Annotated in this window: 15 protein-coding genes; 7 read left to right on the forward strand and 8 right to left on the reverse strand. The window is 44.5% G+C overall.

Translation table 11 applies throughout. The features are described from left to right. Positions 1-351 precede the first annotated feature (351 nt). Together RIG66_RS05055 and RIG66_RS05060 are read left to right on the forward strand one after the other, a co-directional pair. Entirely contained in the window at positions 352-486 is a 135-nt protein-coding gene (locus RIG66_RS05055; RefSeq protein WP_446375802.1) for a hypothetical protein, read from the forward strand. An 89-nt stretch (positions 487-575) separates the two neighbouring features. After that, entirely contained in the window at positions 576-3,707 is a 3,132-nt protein-coding gene (locus RIG66_RS05060; RefSeq protein WP_446375804.1) for a protein kinase domain-containing protein, read from the forward strand. Between the two features lie 104 nt (positions 3,708-3,811). Here the strand turns inward: RIG66_RS05060 and RIG66_RS05065 are convergent, their stop codons facing one another. The 4 genes from RIG66_RS05065 to msrA all read right to left on the reverse strand — a co-directional run bounded on the left by RIG66_RS05065 (position 3,812) and on the right by msrA (position 6,567). Next, entirely contained in the window at positions 3,812-3,985 is a 174-nt protein-coding gene (locus RIG66_RS05065; protein ID WP_446375806.1) for a toll/interleukin-1 receptor domain-containing protein, read from the reverse strand. A 651-nt stretch (positions 3,986-4,636) separates the two neighbouring features. Beyond that, positions 4,637-5,467, reverse strand: a complete 831-nt coding sequence (crtA, locus tag RIG66_RS05070; RefSeq protein WP_446375808.1) for a cyanoexosortase A — start codon at positions 5,465-5,467, stop codon at positions 4,637-4,639. Continuing rightward, positions 5,439-5,624, reverse strand: coding sequence for a hypothetical protein (locus RIG66_RS05075; RefSeq protein WP_446375810.1), 186 nt, complete (start codon positions 5,622-5,624; stop codon positions 5,439-5,441). The genes crtA and RIG66_RS05075 overlap by 29 nt, the downstream gene beginning before the upstream one ends. 280 nt (positions 5,625-5,904) lie before the next feature. After that, positions 5,905-6,567 carry a peptide-methionine (S)-S-oxide reductase MsrA gene (gene msrA / locus RIG66_RS05080; RefSeq protein WP_446375812.1) on the reverse strand — a complete coding sequence of 221 codons (663 nt, stop codon included), beginning with the start codon at positions 6,565-6,567 and terminating at the stop codon, positions 5,905-5,907. A 367-nt stretch (positions 6,568-6,934) separates the two neighbouring features. On the opposite strand from msrA, the gene RIG66_RS05085 reads away from it, so the two are divergent. Beyond that, positions 6,935-7,135 carry a hypothetical protein gene (locus RIG66_RS05085; RefSeq protein WP_446375814.1) on the forward strand — a complete coding sequence of 67 codons (201 nt, stop codon included), beginning with the start codon at positions 6,935-6,937 and terminating at the stop codon, positions 7,133-7,135. A gap of 134 nt (positions 7,136-7,269) precedes the next feature. Next, positions 7,270-7,944 (forward strand): hypothetical protein, encoded by a 675-nt coding sequence (locus RIG66_RS05090; RefSeq protein WP_446375816.1) that lies wholly within the window; start codon positions 7,270-7,272, stop codon positions 7,942-7,944. A 78-nt stretch (positions 7,945-8,022) separates the two neighbouring features. Here RIG66_RS05090 and RIG66_RS05095 read toward each other — a convergent pair whose 3' ends face one another. Both RIG66_RS05095 and RIG66_RS05100 read right to left on the reverse strand, forming a co-directional pair. Then, entirely contained in the window at positions 8,023-8,949 is a 927-nt protein-coding gene (locus RIG66_RS05095) for a histone deacetylase family protein (protein ID WP_446375818.1), read from the reverse strand. Between the two features lie 156 nt (positions 8,950-9,105). Next, positions 9,106-9,486, reverse strand: a complete 381-nt coding sequence (locus RIG66_RS05100) for an NACHT C-terminal helical domain 2-containing protein (protein ID WP_446375820.1) — start codon at positions 9,484-9,486, stop codon at positions 9,106-9,108. Between the two features lie 21 nt (positions 9,487-9,507). Here RIG66_RS05100 and RIG66_RS05105 point away from each other — a divergent pair, with 21 nt between their 5' ends. Next, positions 9,508-10,059: a response regulator gene (locus tag RIG66_RS05105; RefSeq protein WP_446375822.1), complete on the forward strand. Its 552-nt coding sequence runs from the start codon at positions 9,508-9,510 to the stop codon at positions 10,057-10,059. A 51-nt stretch (positions 10,060-10,110) separates the two neighbouring features. Here RIG66_RS05105 and RIG66_RS05110 read toward each other — a convergent pair whose 3' ends face one another. After that, entirely contained in the window at positions 10,111-13,509 is a 3,399-nt protein-coding gene (locus RIG66_RS05110; protein ID WP_446375824.1) for an NACHT C-terminal helical domain 2-containing protein, read from the reverse strand. Positions 13,510-13,881: 372 nt separating this feature from the next. Between RIG66_RS05110 and RIG66_RS05115 the strand changes: the two genes are divergently transcribed. After that, on the forward strand, positions 13,882-14,082 hold the full coding sequence (locus RIG66_RS05115) for a hypothetical protein (RefSeq protein ID WP_006101743.1): 201 nt from the start codon (positions 13,882-13,884) through the stop codon (positions 14,080-14,082). Between the two features lie 266 nt (positions 14,083-14,348). Further along, complete coding sequence (locus RIG66_RS05120) at positions 14,349-14,963, forward strand: alpha/beta hydrolase (protein WP_446375869.1); 615 nt, start codon at positions 14,349-14,351, stop codon at positions 14,961-14,963. A gap of 71 nt (positions 14,964-15,034) precedes the next feature. Here RIG66_RS05120 and RIG66_RS05125 read toward each other — a convergent pair whose 3' ends face one another. Next, entirely contained in the window at positions 15,035-15,658 is a 624-nt protein-coding gene (locus RIG66_RS05125; RefSeq protein WP_446375826.1) for a Uma2 family endonuclease, read from the reverse strand. Between the last annotated feature and the right edge of the window lie 392 nt (positions 15,659-16,050).

Below are 16,050 nucleotides of genomic sequence, written 5' to 3' on the forward strand. Positions count from 1 at the left end.
CATACAATTTTGATAATTGTTCGTAGTTGCGCTTTAGCGCCATAAACGCTTGCATCGCTGACTAGAGGCGTAGCATAGCTATGTTCGTAGTAAGCGCTTTAGCGCTATAAACACTTGCATCGCCGACTAGAGGCGTGGTGTAGAAACCCCATTTTTGCCATGGCGAGGAGGAAGTCGCAGCTACACAAACATAGGCGAAGCCTTCCCGAAGGGTAGTCCGCCTGCGCGGACTAGATTATAAAGGGGGTGGCTAACCCGGATTTGGTATAAGGCTACAATCGATACCAAATCATGATTTCCCTATATTATCAGAATTAGCGTTGCGCCCCTGATTGAGCCTGTGTAGACATTATGAATACTCAACTCACCCCCTCGGAACTGAATTCCTATCAAACCATATTACCCAATGATGATCCAGCCCAGGACGCGATCGCAGTTCTCAAAGAGCATAATGGAGATATTGAGGCATCCTTTGAGGAACTCTAATTATTGCAACAGTAATTTACAATTCCCCTTTTTCCATTTTCACCAGCTAGAATAACCTCAAGGACTTAGAGAACTGGGAACTGGATGCCATGACCACCGCTAACCCTGAAAACAGCACTGCCTCTCATCCCTATCAGTGCTATTGCTTGAACCCCGATTGTCAGCATCCAGAGAATCCGCGAGATGCCGTCAGTTGTCACAGTTGCGGTTCAGAGTTACTATTATCCGATCGCTATCGGGCAATTCATCCCTTGGGACAAGGTGGCTTTGGCAGAACCTTTCGCGGCGTGGATGAATCCAATCCCAATCACCCCGACTGTGCGATTAAGCAGTTTTTCCCCCAACACTCAAGCACCACGAATCAGGAAAAAGCTGCCGAACTATTTGAACAAGAAGCCCAACGCTTAAAAACCCTGGGACATCATTCCCAAATTCCCCAATTATTAGATTATTTTAGCCAAGACAAGCGTCAGTATTTAGTTCAAGAATTTATCCACGGACAAAACCTAGCTGCTGAACTCGCAAGCGTTGGATCCTTCAGTGAATTAAAAATCCGCCTGCTGTTGCGCGATTTATTACCTGTTCTCCAGTTTATCCATAGTCATCAGGTCATTCACCGGGATATTAAACCGGAAAATATTATTCGTCGTCCCGGTTATGGGAATCTGGTGTTAGTGGATTTTGGTGCGGCAAAATTTGCCACAGAAACCATTCTGGAACGCACCGGAACGGTGATTGGTTCAGCCGCCTACACTGCGCCGGAACAGGTGCGCGGAAAAGCGGTTTTTGCCAGTGATTTATACAGTTTAGGCGTTACCTGTATTCACCTGCTGACGCAAATACCGCCCTTTGATTTATTTGATAGTCATGAAGATGCTTGGGTATGGCAGGATTATTTAAACGCGAACAGGTCAATCAGTAAACCCTTAGCAAAGATTCTGAATACCCTGCTGCAAAGTGCGACTAAACGACGCTATCAGTCGGCGGAGGCGGTATTAAAGGATTTAAACCCTTCTCGGCGTGGAAGCAAGGGAACACAATGGTTGGTGGCGAGTACGGTATTGATTATGGGATTTGCCGGAATGCGGTATCTAGTATCACCTGTAACCCAGCAGGTTTCTCGCCGTAACCCGGTTGTCACGAATCCAATTCAGGAGAAGTCACCGACATCATCACCGAGTCAAACGGGGGGACTTTTCGCCACCGTTAATGGACAACAGCAGGTATTTCCTTTAGAACATACCCAAGTCGCCACAAAAATTACTGGGAATGTGTCGCGGGTGGAAGTTACCCAAACCTTTACCAATCCCTTTGATCATCCCTTAGAAGCCGTCTATAAATTCCCCCTCCCCGATGAAGCGGCGGTGGATGATATGGAAATTAAACTGGATGATCGGATTATTCGCGGCGTGATTAAGAAACGCCAGGAAGCCAAGCAAATTTATGAGAAAGCAAAAAAAGCAGGGAAAACGGCGGGGTTATTAGAACAAGAACGGGCGAATGTGTTTACTCAGTCGCTGGCGAATATTAAACCGGGGGAAAGTATTCAGGTAACGATTCGCTATACCGATAGCCTGAAATTTGAGGGCGGGGATTATGAGTTTGCGTTTCCGATGGTAGTCGCGCCGCGATATACGGCTGGGAATAGTGTTGGTAGCGCTAAAGCGCCGACTACAAACCAAGCGCTGATGACAAACTCTGTTGGTAGTAAGCACTTTAGTGCCAGCAGCGCTAAAGCGCTGACTACAAACCAAGCGCTGATGACAAACGTGGCTTATGCAGCGCAGGTTAATCCCCCGATCGCACCGCCAGGACGATCCGGTCATGATATTGATGTGACCGTCGAAATTGATGCAGGTGTACCTATCAGTAATGTGCGATCGCCCTCTCATCCGGTTACGACACAACAGACGAGTTCCACGGTACGGGTAGAACTAGCAGATCAAGAGACGATTCCGAATAAAGACTTAATTTTACGCTATCAAGTCGCAGGTGCAGATACGCAAGCCACTGTCTTAACTCAAGCCGATGAACGGGGGGGTCATTTCGCCACCTATTTAATCCCGGCGATTGAGTATCAACAGAATGAAATTGTTCCCAAGGATGTTGTTTTCCTCGTCGATACCTCTGGATCACAATCCGGTTCCCCCATTGTCCAATCCAAGGAATTGATGCGCCAGTTTATTCAGGGATTGAATCCCCAGGATACGTTTACGATTATTGATTTTGCCAATAGTACGACTCAGTTATCGGATAAACCGTTAGCGAATACACCCCAGAACCGCAAAAAAGCCCTCAACTATATTAATCGCCTCGATGCCAATGGCGGAACTGAGTTAATGAATGGGATTGACACCGTATTGAATTTCCCGGCTGCACCTGCGGGACGGTTGCGAAGTGTTGTATTATTAACCGATGGATTAATTGGCGATGATGAACAAATTATCGCTGAAATTCGCGATCGCCTCAAGCCAGGAAATCGCTTGTATAGTTTTGGCGTGGGATCTTCGACGAATCGCTTTTTAATTGAACGGTTAGCGGAATTGGGGCGCGGAACCGCTGAAGTGGTTCCCCCGAATGAATCGGCGGAGGTTGTCGCCCAGGAGTTTTTCCAAGAGATTAATAATCCCGTCTTGACGAATATCCAAGTCAGTTGGGAAGGAACAGGAAACGCACCAGAATTCTATCCCCAAAAGGTACGGGATTTATTTGCCAATCAGCCCTTAGTCGTATTTGGACGCAAAGGCGATCGCACGAATGGCAAACTTAAGATTAGCGGAATTGTGGCAGGGGGTCAACCCTACGAAACCACCTTAGATGTAGACTTTGACGAGGTACGCGGGAATGGTGCGATCGCGCAACTGTGGGGACGGGCGCGGATTAAGGCATTAATGAATCAAATGTATGGTCGTGAAACGCCAGAGGTAGTTGAAGCGGTGACGGATACAGCACTCAATTATCGCTTGATGTCCAAATATACGTCATTTGTAGCGGTTACCGAAGAAATCCGAGTCGATAGCAAGGATGGTAAAAAAGTCGATGTACCCGTTGAGACTCCTGAAGGAATGGATAATCAAGGAACAGATACACCATCGAGTGGAAACACCGCTAGTGTACCGGAACCGGATCAGATTATCGGCAATCTCTTTACCCTGCTGTTATTGATAGTTGTCTTTGGGATCAAGCCGTTAAAGAAGGTAATCATAAAAATCCGTTCGTAGGGGCGCATAGACGTGCGCCCGAAAATTCCCCAGCCAATTTAATCAGGGCGGGTTTCGTTGATAAGTTATCGGTTTCCCGATTAATTGAGTCCCTAAACCCGCCCCTACAAGTGGAGGACAATCGGGAATATTCTGTTGTCGAATTCGCCATTGTTAACAATCTGTACCAATTCATACATACAGTTAGGGGATTTGAGATAGCGATCGCTAATCACGACGATGAGGCATTTCCCTTTTTCGATACGCTGCATGAATTCTTTGATCATACCAAGTTGCATTCAACGATATAACTTTCCCTCCCCCAGCTTCCCCAGCTTCCCCAGCTTCCCCAGCTCCCCCAGCTTCCCCTGCTTTTCCTATCTGTTTGAGCGCAACTCGGTATCAGCCTCTCACCAACCGCCTTGGGTTTCAACCCAAGTCTCAAACCTTGCAATCAGCTTTAGCTGAATGCTGACACAGTACGATTAGATAAATAAAACTTTTCCTATTGACGTTTGTGTTTTAATATTCTAAAGCAAAACGGATTTAGGACTACCCGAAAATGTCGCGGGTAAATCCTGATTTGATCGGGGTTTGAGAATGTAGTATGATGTTCTGTAAATCCTGTATTGGGTTTATTTTAGTGCCAATTTTCAACAATAAACGCTTCAACGCCTGATAATGCGTTATTTTTTTCTGTCTCGTGTCGGCAAATTCCAAATACTACAACTATGTTGCATAACCTAATTGCCTAGATTCATTTCGAGGCAGATTTGACAAAAAAACTGTTTAATGCATATTGTCCCTGATCCCAAACAGACGACTCGTGGAATAGGGATGCAACTATCCACCGATTAGAAAAAGCGCGATCGCCCTGCAAAAGACATAAAGTAATCTCTCGTGGAGCCAATAATTTGAGGGCAGAGTGGTGTGTGTCGATAGAAGAGATGTTATAAAAAGTAAGGATATTTACCCCCTGCAACCTTATGGCAGACTAAACCAAAAATCAATACTGCAATCAGCGAAAATAGTAAAGAACCCTGTCCCAAATGCCAGTAAGCAAATGCCTCTTGCTCTGATAGGGCGATAAGTACCGCCATCAGCGCTACCCGCATCCCGTTAATCACAAAACCGATAAAAACGGCAAAAATGGGTAGTAAAACCTTCTGTTTTAATCCCGTTGGCACAAGGACTAAAAAAATCAAGGCAATGCCTAAAAGCTGAACCATAAGCTTTAAACCAGCACAGCCATTGTAAACTTCAATACTCCCCGTAGGTAAACTAACAATAACCCCTTCACGCTTAACCTCAAAGCCCAATAGCCAGAGAAAACCACTGGCAAACTTAGCGGTTAACAAGGATAAGTTAAGAACTGGATAAACCAATTGTCTCCAAGGAACTGCAATAAACCCCAGTAGTAGCCATTCTTGATTGTATTGTTTTAAGCCCTTAAACCCAGATGCTAGTAACGCTAACGCCAATCCTGACATCAACGGGAAAAGTGGCAGAAAAACGTCATCGTCAACTACGTTTGTACTTTTAAACAGAATCCCGGCTATCAGCAAACCTGCCAAACTACTGGATAATGGACTGCTGTGCCAGGTTATTTTATCGCGCTTCATCCACAGCAACCCTAAAACCACGCCCCCAAACAGGAGGCTAGCGCTGAATAGGTTATTATTATTGCTTCTCGATACTAACGTGAAATGCAGTGTGATTAAACCTGTGGCGATACCCAATAACCAAAATTGGTTAGATTTCAGAGGATTGAGTTGAGTCATGATTCAGCAACTGGGAACTCAAGCGGCTTCGATGCAAATACCCATAAGTTAACACAGAAAAAAATAAATCCGGCTTTTCCTTTGCGGCGAAAGTATCAAACTGTAAAGCAACTATTTCACTCATCCCATCAATGGTGTAATCTAGTAGCGGCACCATGATACTTTCCATGAGATCCAGCGCTCTCTCACGCTGGCTTTTCTGAGATGGCGTGCCAATTTTTTGTCAATAATCGCTAAAATACATGGCGGTTATCACCAAATATGCCCAAAAAGCCCAGCGATCTCTCCTGTTGGTTTCTTAGAGTTCCCTAGGATGGAATTAGCCTGAAGGTGAAGCGTTCCATCGGTGAAGTCGCCGAATTGAATTCGAGTTCCCTCCCCTTGATAAGGGGAGGGTTAGGGAGGGGTCAAATCAAGGTAACTTGGGATTTATAACACTACAGAGCCACTGGCGTCGGACAAGTCACATTAGTTCCTCCTAGCCCACAATAGCCATTGGGATTCTTGGCTAAGTATTGCTGGTGATAGCCTTCTGCATAGTAAAACTCTGGAGCATCAACAATTTCTGTGGTGATTTCTCCATGACCCGCCTCGCTCAACGCTTTTTGATAGGCGTCTCGTGAAGCTTCTGCGAGTTTCTTTTGACTATCGGAATAGGTATAAATTCCCGAACGATATTGAGTACCCGTGTCATTTCCTTGGCGCATCCCTTGAGTGGGATTATGACTCTCCCAGAAAACTATCAGCAATTGCTGATAACTGATCACCTTGGGGTCAAATACGACGCGCACGACTTCATTGTGACCGGTCATCCCGGTACAGACTTCTTGATAGGTGGGGTTAGGCGTTATTCCGCCTGCATACCCCACAGCCGTGACAAACACTCCCTCTTGTTGCCAAAACCTGCGTTCAGCCCCCCAGAAACAGCCCATGCCAAACATCACCATTTCCATACCATCGGGGTAAGGGGGTTTGAGAGGATTGCCGTTGACATAGTGGTTGTCGGGGACGGATATAGGTTCTTCCCGCCCCGGTAACGCCTCTTCGGGTTTAGGCAGGCTGAGCTTTTTGCCAAATCCGCCAAATCCAAATAACACCATAAAATTACGACTCCGATTTTGCTGCTATATCTTTACTTTACTTAATATTTGTCCTTTGTCCTTTGTCATTCGTCATTTGTTGAAGATGACTTGTACTCTAATCGGGGCGGGTTTAGTGATATCAAGGTGACAACCCAACGTTAGTAGTAAAACCCGCCCCTACAATTTCCCCATCTCCCCCATCTCCCCCATCGTCCCCATCTTCCCCTTTGTAAAGATTTAATGAAGCGTCCTGATAGACACCTTTGTGAATGTAGTTTTGTAAAGACCCCGGAAAAAGTCCTGATAGCTGTCAGCCGTCTGGCGGTGGGACACCTAATCTGGATTCTGAACCCGGAGCATTCTACTGATTGAGGTGCGTACTACGATGATACTCCACTCGCTTTGTGCAACGAATCATCCCCAAAAACCCTTGAAGCTGATCATTTGGGAACCGGCTGAAATAACGACCGAGCGTCTTAAACCTTTTTACTTCAAAACCAACTATCTTTGTGAGAATTTGGCAGAAGCGATGCAGATTCTGGCTCAAATCCAACATAGTAGTAGAGATTTACGACAAGCCGCTTGACATCTTCCAGGGATGAAGACTGGAGATTCTAGACGAGTGTTAGGTGGGGATGCAAGGTTCAATTTCCCTATCTTCACTTTCCAAGGTGGGTTAAATTGTGGCATGATTTTCTCAATATAGAAGAGTAAAAAATCATGCAACCGAACTCGGCAACCCTTTTTTCCTGGCTATTCGGTTTCACCGCTTCGTCCCTGCTGTGTAGTGGTTTATCCGCTCAAGCCCAGACGCCAGACTCTGCCTACTATGGTTATATAACCGTTACTCCCTCTGACTCGGCTCAATCGTCTGGCTCGACCACCGATAACACCCAACCCACACTGGTTTTGGTTCAACCCCAAACTGTCGCCGCCACTCCAGAGGTGGCACAAGTCCCTGTGGTTAATCCCCTAAAAATATTGGGACGTAGCTATATCGGCGTAGGTGGGAATATTGGTCTGGATGGTGAGGAAACCAACTTAGGGGAAGGGTCTTTCGTCATTGTCAGTAAAGCCGGGTTTGCTGAGAATTTCTCCTTGCACAATGCGGTCATGTTTGGTGACGAAACCACCACATCACTTACTCTTAGCCTAAATTTCCCGATCAAGACTCCCGTTACCGGACAAACGATTGTGATTCCTTTTGTGGGAGGAGGTGTGCTGCTGCAACCTGATGATGACTGGGAAGCTGATCCGTTGGTTTCCGGTGGCGTCGATGTTCCCATCCCTCCCCGATTTACTGGAACAGTGCGTGTCAATGTGGCATTTCCTGAGGATGATGAGACTGATTTGGGACTGGTTTTAGGGGTGGGTTACAATCTAAAACTGTTCTAAGGGTTGATTGTTGGTTGGTGATTGTTCTTTGACGAATGACCAATGACGAATGACCAATGACGAATGACGAAGTGGCAACTATTCACCCAGGTTTAAACAGGGTTCAATGGTGGCAATAACGGACTTGGCTAAGGCAGTCAGATCATAGCCTCCTTCTAAGCCAAATAAAATACGGTGAGTCACTTGCAAACAGTAATCTGTGAATACGCCAAAATCGTTTGGTTTCAGGGCGACGCTGGCGAGGGGATCATCGGCGTTGGCGTCGTAACCAGCACTGATGATGAGTAAATCGGGCTGAAATTCATTGAGAAATGGTATCACCCCCTGCTCAAACATGGGTTGGTATTCTGTGAATGTACTGCCTGATGGTATGGGTATATTCAGAATATTATTGTACGAGCCGCGTTCGCGAGGGTTCCCGGTGCCAGGGTAGAAGGGATACTGATGGAGTGAACAGTAGACAATTCGGGCATCGTTTTCCACCAGGCTTTGAGTGCCGTTACCATGATGAACATCCCAATCCAAAATGGCGACTTTTTGGATACCCGGTTGGTCTAGGGCATAATGAGCCGCGATCGCAGCATTGGAAAAGAGACAAAATCCCATCCCCCTGGGACCTTCGGCATGATGTCCAGGAGGACGTGCGAGGACAAATGCCGGGTTGTTGCTGGTGAGAACCCGATCAACTCCATCTAACCAAGCGCTGATGGCTAACAGGGCAATATCATAACTGCGTGGAGAAACCCTGGTGTCGCCATCTATCATCCCTCCACCTTCATGGGCGAGTTGTTTGACTAAATTGATGTAATTCTGGTCATGAATTTTTTGCAATAGAGGCATTACCGGACGATTCTCTACGGGTGTAGGTAGCTGCCAATCAACTTTATCTGCCCAAGGTGCAGCGTTTAAGGCGTTGACAATGGCTGTCAATCGTTCTGGGCGTTCGGGGTGGAAACCACCGTTGTCATGATTGAGAAATTCATCAGAGTAAATAACTGGAAACATAGGTTCAGTAAGACTGGCAGCAAAATAGTGCTTTCTATTATTGTATTATTATTAGTTCGGCATTGAACGGTTGATACCAAGACTTATGTTGTGGGAGCATCTTGGTCTCTGGAAGCAAGGGAAGTGAGCAAGGTACTCACACAAGGGCAAATTCACCTATGCACCCTGACATTTCTCTATTTCAGCCATCGGCAATAATAAGGTATCCTCAATCTCCTGTCGCACCTCACGACTGACATAACAATCACTATTGAGACAATCCATTAATAATCGATTGGCATCATAATAGTGCTTGAGGAGTTTCTTTTGTTGAGAGCTAAATTGCCAAGGGTAACCAATCTGGCGATACTTAATAATCGCCGCCGACAATTGTTCTGTCCAAGCAATCCCATGAGTTTGCCACCATTGTTTAAACTGCCACTCATTTCCTTCGAGATTGAAATCTGGATTAGGGAGTTGTTGCTTGAGATCTTGTAAGGCTTTGCCCAACCTGGGGTCAAGATTCAGGGCGCGATCGCACTCTAGAAACCTGTACATTACCACTGAAAGGTAGTAACAATGTCTAGTTTAACCACCGCCAATGGTGCTACATTCACCGATCAATCCCTGCGACTGTCTCAGATTGGTAACATTTGGACGCAGATGTTTAGTCAACCATCGGAGACTAATCAAAATCCACAGCCAAGTGCTGAATTGGTTGCACCGTTAGCGAAGGAATTACCCCTGCGGATTCTCCTGGCGGAAGATCAATGGGGCGATCGCACAGTGGCGTTACGAGTTTTGCGATCGCTAGGCTATCAGGCGGATGTTGTCGGAAATGGATTGGAAGCCTTAGAAGCCTTACGCCAAAACCATTATGATGTTGTCTTAACTGATGTGCAAATGCCACAGATGGGGGGTTTGGCAATGATGCGCCGCTTATGTCAAGAATGGTTACCGGAACAGCGTCCTTGTATTATTGCGGTAACATCTGATGAAATGCCACAGGTGCGCGAGGAATGTTTAAAAGCTGGGATGAATGAGTGTTTGAGTAAGCCATTGGCAGTTGATAAATTAGTTGCAGCGTTAAAGATGTGTCAGTTTTGTGGCGATAGTTGTGCGCTAGATTAAAGGGTATCATCTTGGGTTATCGGAGTATTGGCTGGTTGAAAGTGCTGCTGTTTATATTTGATTATCAATGCATCTACTTCTTTTCTTGATCTCGGTAATGGGTAATAATAAGGTATCCTCAATTTCCTCTCGTACTGCGGGAGTTACATTAGAACTGCTATTCAAACAATCCACCAGCAATTTATTTGCCTCATAATACTGACTCAATACCTCCTTTTGATGTTGGCTTAACTGCCAATCGTAACCAATATTGCGATATTTAATCATTAAATATCTTAATTGCTCTCTCCAAGTGTTACCGTTCAATTGCCACCATTTTAATAGTTCTGTATCAGTATCTAGATTGGGGATTTGCTCTTTTAGTTCTTGCAATGCTTGCTTCAATTCAGCGTCAACGACAACAGCAAAGACATAGTTAAAAGCGCTGTCACGAGCGCCATCAAGAGTACGATTAAGGACACGGATGAGGGCGTAGTCAAGCCCACCGTCAACAGCTACCTCAACAATACCTTTACCGTCAACAGTAATATCTTTACCGTCAACAGTACCGCAAGCTTTAGGCACAAGAGCAGGAACAAGGGCACGGACAAAAGATTGATCCAGAGTACGGACAAGAGTCGGGACAAGGGCAGGATCAAGGGGATGAACAAGGGCAAAATAAAACGCTCTCACTGCTGCTGGTTTGTAGGGAATATCAACACAAATATATTTCTGGTTTGCCCAGATTAGAACCTGCTGTAATTTATTGTCATCAGCTAATAGCTCATCAATTTGCTGTTTCATCAACAACAAAATCGTATCAGCATCTGGTAAAATTTCTGTGATTAACAAAAAGACGTATTTCCATCGTTTATCAGCGGCATGACTAACCAGTTTTCCTAAAGACTGTGGATCGGAATAACTAGCCAAGTATCGAGCAACGCCTTGACTTTGTTTATAGTGATGTTTTATTGTCGGCGTGGGTAAAAATAGTGTTTCTTCAATTTCTTGATGTACGGCTTGACTAACGTAATGATTACTATGGAGGCATTCGATTAGTAGATTATTGGCATCATAATACTGCTTTAACAAGTCTTTCTGTTTTTGACTAAACTGCCAAGTGTGACCCAGGTTTCTATATTTAATCATTACTGATTTTAGTTGGCTAGTCCAGGTAGAAAATTCTGAGCTGGCGCTAGTGGAATTAGATAGTTTGTGGTTAATGATTTTCAGTGCTTCTTCCAGATTAGGCTCAATGTCCTTGGCTAAATCTAATGCCATAGCAATAGCACTGGCAACGTTATAGTCACCCGCCTTAGCCAGAGCCAAACTGCGTAAAAGGTTGAGATCTAGTTTTAATTCTGGCGTTATCAATTTAGTTTTAGCTGTTTCGGTAGATGTTTTATCGTGTTGTATCTTTTTACCTTTCGGCAAATTTGCAGAGAATGGAGGTGAAAAAATATCCCCACCTAGATCGGTAGTCAACTCACGCTTAAGCTGTTGATCATTACCATAAGCAAGAACACAAAAAAGGTTAAGGTCAAGAATATGAGTATGACCAAGAGCTAATGCAATAGCGTAACTAAAGTTAAAGATTCGGGTCAGTTCAACGCTATAGTAAAAACTTCTCATGGCTACTTGTCTGTAGGGAATCTTAACAGTTAGCGATTTCTCATTGACCCAACTTAAAAATTTCTGGATTTCTTCATCTGTAGCCACTAATTGATCCACTGCCTGTTTCATTAGGAGTAAGATTTCATCGGCATTATCTCCTATACTAAGAACTCTCAGAAAGACTTCTCGCCATCGTTTATCAGTGATATGAGCAACTAAGTTTTCAAGGGATTGGGGTTGATGACGATTAGCAAAGTATCTGGCTGTGAAATATTCTTGAAAGGTTAGATGAGAAAAAGAATAGATTCCTCTTGCCCGTTCGACTAATAACCCATGCTGCGCTTCAATGGCTTGCAGTACAGCTTCACTATCCATTAGATTTGGGGAGAGATGTTCCGCCGGAAAGAGATGTTCTGACTGAGCGTCTATACTAGGTTTGGGCAATGTATTCAGATAATCGGCAATTAAGTCTTTTATTTTACTGTCTTCAAAGAAATAATATCCCTGTTCAAAGGTAATCGTGGCTAGATAAGCGAGTAAATCTTTCTTGTGCGGTAAGGTTAAACTGCGATAGACTTCATCTCGCTGAATTCCTCTCGTTTCATCCCATTTTCTCAATAAGATATCCAATCCTTGCTCATAGAGTTTGGCTCGATTGGAGGGAAATTTAGACTTAGCTTGAAACACCAAACAGGTGAGATGGAGTAAAATTGGGGTGACGGCTAGTTCCCGAACTTGCTGATTTTCCGGACGATTCAGTTTCTCAATAAACTGAGTGGCTTTGGCTAATCCTTCTGATTGATTATTTTTTGCCACAGCGACAAACCACTTTTGGGCAAAGGATTCAATCTGCTGTTGGTTAAAATCAGCGATTTCAACTTCAGTGAAGCCAGGAAACCTGTATTGAGAGGCAGCAATTCGACAAGTAATGACAAATTTATTTTTGTAATAATACTCAGAAAATTGCCGAATTTTCTCGACAACTTCTAATTCATATTCCGCAGGTACTTCGTCCAAACCATCTAGTAAAATAAGTCCTCTTCCCTGGATCAGAATTGTTTCAGTTACCTTTTCATCGGAAATGCCACAACTATAGAGTTCTCGATGAATGGAGTTGGATAATTTAAAGTCATTTTCATCTTTGGCTGACTTGGCATAGTTTTTGAGTCGGATAAAAATTGGCACTTTATCCGGTTGGAATTTCCCCGCATTACACTCAACCGCTAGATGTTGTAAAAACGTCGTTTTTCCTGACCCCGGTTTCCCCAACACCATCAGCCGCTCATGGTTTTCTACGGCGGCTAATCCGGGAACTCGTTGTTGACGGATTCTACCTAAACCCAGGCGATCAAAATTATCGGTATTGGGGTTAAACTCCTGTAGTAAATCGGCGAGTTCCAACCATTGCTGACTGGTTACTTGTTCGAGAATATTGACTTCGACGTAAAAGTTATCGACATCAACAGGTTGGGAAACATCCAATAGCTGCATTTTGCCATACAAGGAAATAATTTTGTCATGGCAATACTGGCGAACCTGTTGCACTAGGGAATCACAATCAACATTGTCTGTCTGTCCGTTTTCCGAAGGTTCATCGGATTGGATGGGTTCGGCTGGGTTAAAGGATGGTGCGATAGGAGGAGCAGCAATGTCTTGCCAGTCAAATCCTAGTCTCTCGCTAATTTCGACAAAGTTGATATGAGAAACTCTTCTGCCATTAAGAAAGCTTTGAACAGTCGCACGGCTGACGGATAAAGCCTCAGCCAAATCTTGCTGGCGATGAAACTGCCGATCGCAAGCCTGTTTAACGGCTGTGATATACTGGGGCGCTACTTGGATTCCACGTCGTCGCGGCATAGCAGAATTCCCTAGAGTTTATTCAATCCTAGTCGGTCTACCTACTCCGCCCCAGCGCCTCCTCAACCTGGGCTAGGCATTCTGGAGCCACGCTGAGTGAAAACGGCGACATAGCAAAGTTTGACCCGATTTTTCCAAATCTTATCATTGTTTATTTTTCTCCAAACACGGTATAATTAAAAAAATTTTACAGATAAATTGGGGAATCTTAATCATTTCTCAATCCAAATTTCAATCAGCCGTAGGGTTACATTGAAGAGTGGGAACGCGATCGCACCTTAATCTACCGCGCGATCGCACATTCCGACTATCCTATAGAGGGCTAGGACATCAGCTTGGCAAACCGTTTAATTCGTTGAGGAGAACGACGAAATGTTTGGGATACAGCCTAACAGAAGCAAAACTGACCAACAAATTGCTGAACTTCAACAGCGTATCAATGAAGTCGAGAGACTTTGCGAAGCCACCTGTGATGAGATTCAAGATAAATATGGTGCGGCTATACTGGCTACTATCCTACGTTCTCATCTAATCAATTCCAGAGTACCTCGTTCAAGGCAGGTTAATTCCTAGACAGGCGAACCACTCAATTGTCCTAACTCATCACTGAAATCCGCGATCGCTAATTAACGTCTGAAACATAGTCTTCGTTAATAGGTGCAATATATTTAACATTGGCACGCACGTAGCACATGCCAGAGTCTCGATTAAAATTAATGGGACGGCGATTTTTCTTACGAGGCTGTGCCGCATTTGCAACAGTCCTAGGATTGAACGCTTGCCAAAACCGTTCTCCATCTGCTAGAAATCCAACAACCTCTGATTTAGGATCTCAGTCTTTGTCTTTAGAATCTGTCACTATTGGACCGACCAATGGTCAATCCCCAACCCATTTAATGGTGTGCTTACATGGCTGGGGGGCTAACTCTCAGGATTTAGCCCCATTAGCCTCGGCATTAGACTTGCCCAATGTCCAGTTTCTATTTCCCGATGCTCCGTTTCCTCATCCCAATGTCCCCTGGGGCAATGCCTGGTATGCGCTGGAAAGCCAAGATAATCAGGGGTTAGAGGAAAGTCGTCAAAAGTTGATCGACTGGTTAACCTCTCTGGAAGAAAGTACAGGCGTTCCCCTATCCCGCACCATTTTAAGTGGATTTTCCCAAGGGGGAGCCATGGCATTGGATGTGGGGCTAAGATTACCCTGCGCCGCCTTAGTTGCAATGAGTGGCTACTGGCATGATTCGGCTCAACTGACGCGGGAATCGTTACCCCCAGTTTTGATTGTGCATGGTAGACAAGATCCGGTTGTGCCTGTGAGTAAAGCACAACAAGCCAGAGATAATTTAAAGGCGTTGGGAATCGCGGTGACGTATCAAGAATTTGATATGGCGCATCAGATTATGCCAGAAGTTTTGGTGTTGGTACGGCGTTTTGTTCTGGATGTTATTGGCTGAAAATGTTACTCGTAAACTTTTCACCCTCATCCCCTAACCCCTTCTCCCTTCAAAAGGGGAATTTACCGCTCTTACGTCGCCGTTCCTAATGTGCTACTATTGAAAATTTGTTTCGCTGTGAGTTGTAACTCTGGAAAGATAGAGGATACGAGCAAATCCTCTCCCCGAAATAATTGCTTTTGATACTCATCTTCAACTAAGTGGCAAATAGTGAGAGTTGGCTGTTTGGGTTTACCAATATACTCTCTACCACCAATTCCCAGATAGTCCACAATCCAATATTCAGGAATTCCTAAAATGGCATAATCTTCAACTTTTCGAGCATAGTCATTTTGCCAATTAGTACTGACAACTTCAACAACTAGCTTGATGGTTTTTCCTAGAGTTATGACAGGTTCTTGCTGCCACAAGGGTTCATAGATTAATTGAGTTTGATCTAAAACGATTACGTCAGGACGAAAGGCGGTATCTGTTCCTAAAAGTCTGATCAGACAACGATGGGGAATACAATAAGGATTATCGTGGCGGTCAATCTCAACGTTCAGCTTGCGCCCAACAAAAGCTGCAACTTGTTCATGGGGTCCTGTGGGTTCCATTTCAATTAATTCCCCATCAATTAGTTCATAGCAATTATCGTCACCATAGTGAGTGATGAATTCATCAACGGATATCAGTTTCGCTGCTGATTGAACCATAGTTAGGGAGGGTAGCGATCCAGAAAAATTTTACCCACAACTTTAAGCTTGCCAGTCTAGTAGGGTGGGCATTGCCCACCAACCACTCTATTACAGTCTGACAACAAAGGGCGAGCACACAAGTTTACTTTCCATCCTCTGCACAAAAGTGCTGAGATTAGGCAGGAAATAACCCAAAATTATAGTACAAACGTTTTAATCTTTCTCACCCTTGCCCATCCTATATCAATCGACTTATCTGGGGATGGTGTAAGATTTAGCGCATACGTTTCTAAGTTACAGTATAGTAGATTACAAATACTGGATAGATCACCCCCAATTTTTTGTCTTGACCGCTAAATCGTTTATTGGGGGATATTTTTCTACCAACGTTTGAAATCAACTCAAATTAG

It is taken from the genome of Coleofasciculus sp. E2-BRE-01 (genome assembly GCF_040221695.1).
Taxonomy (GTDB): domain Bacteria; phylum Cyanobacteriota; class Cyanobacteriia; order Cyanobacteriales; family Coleofasciculaceae; genus Coleofasciculus.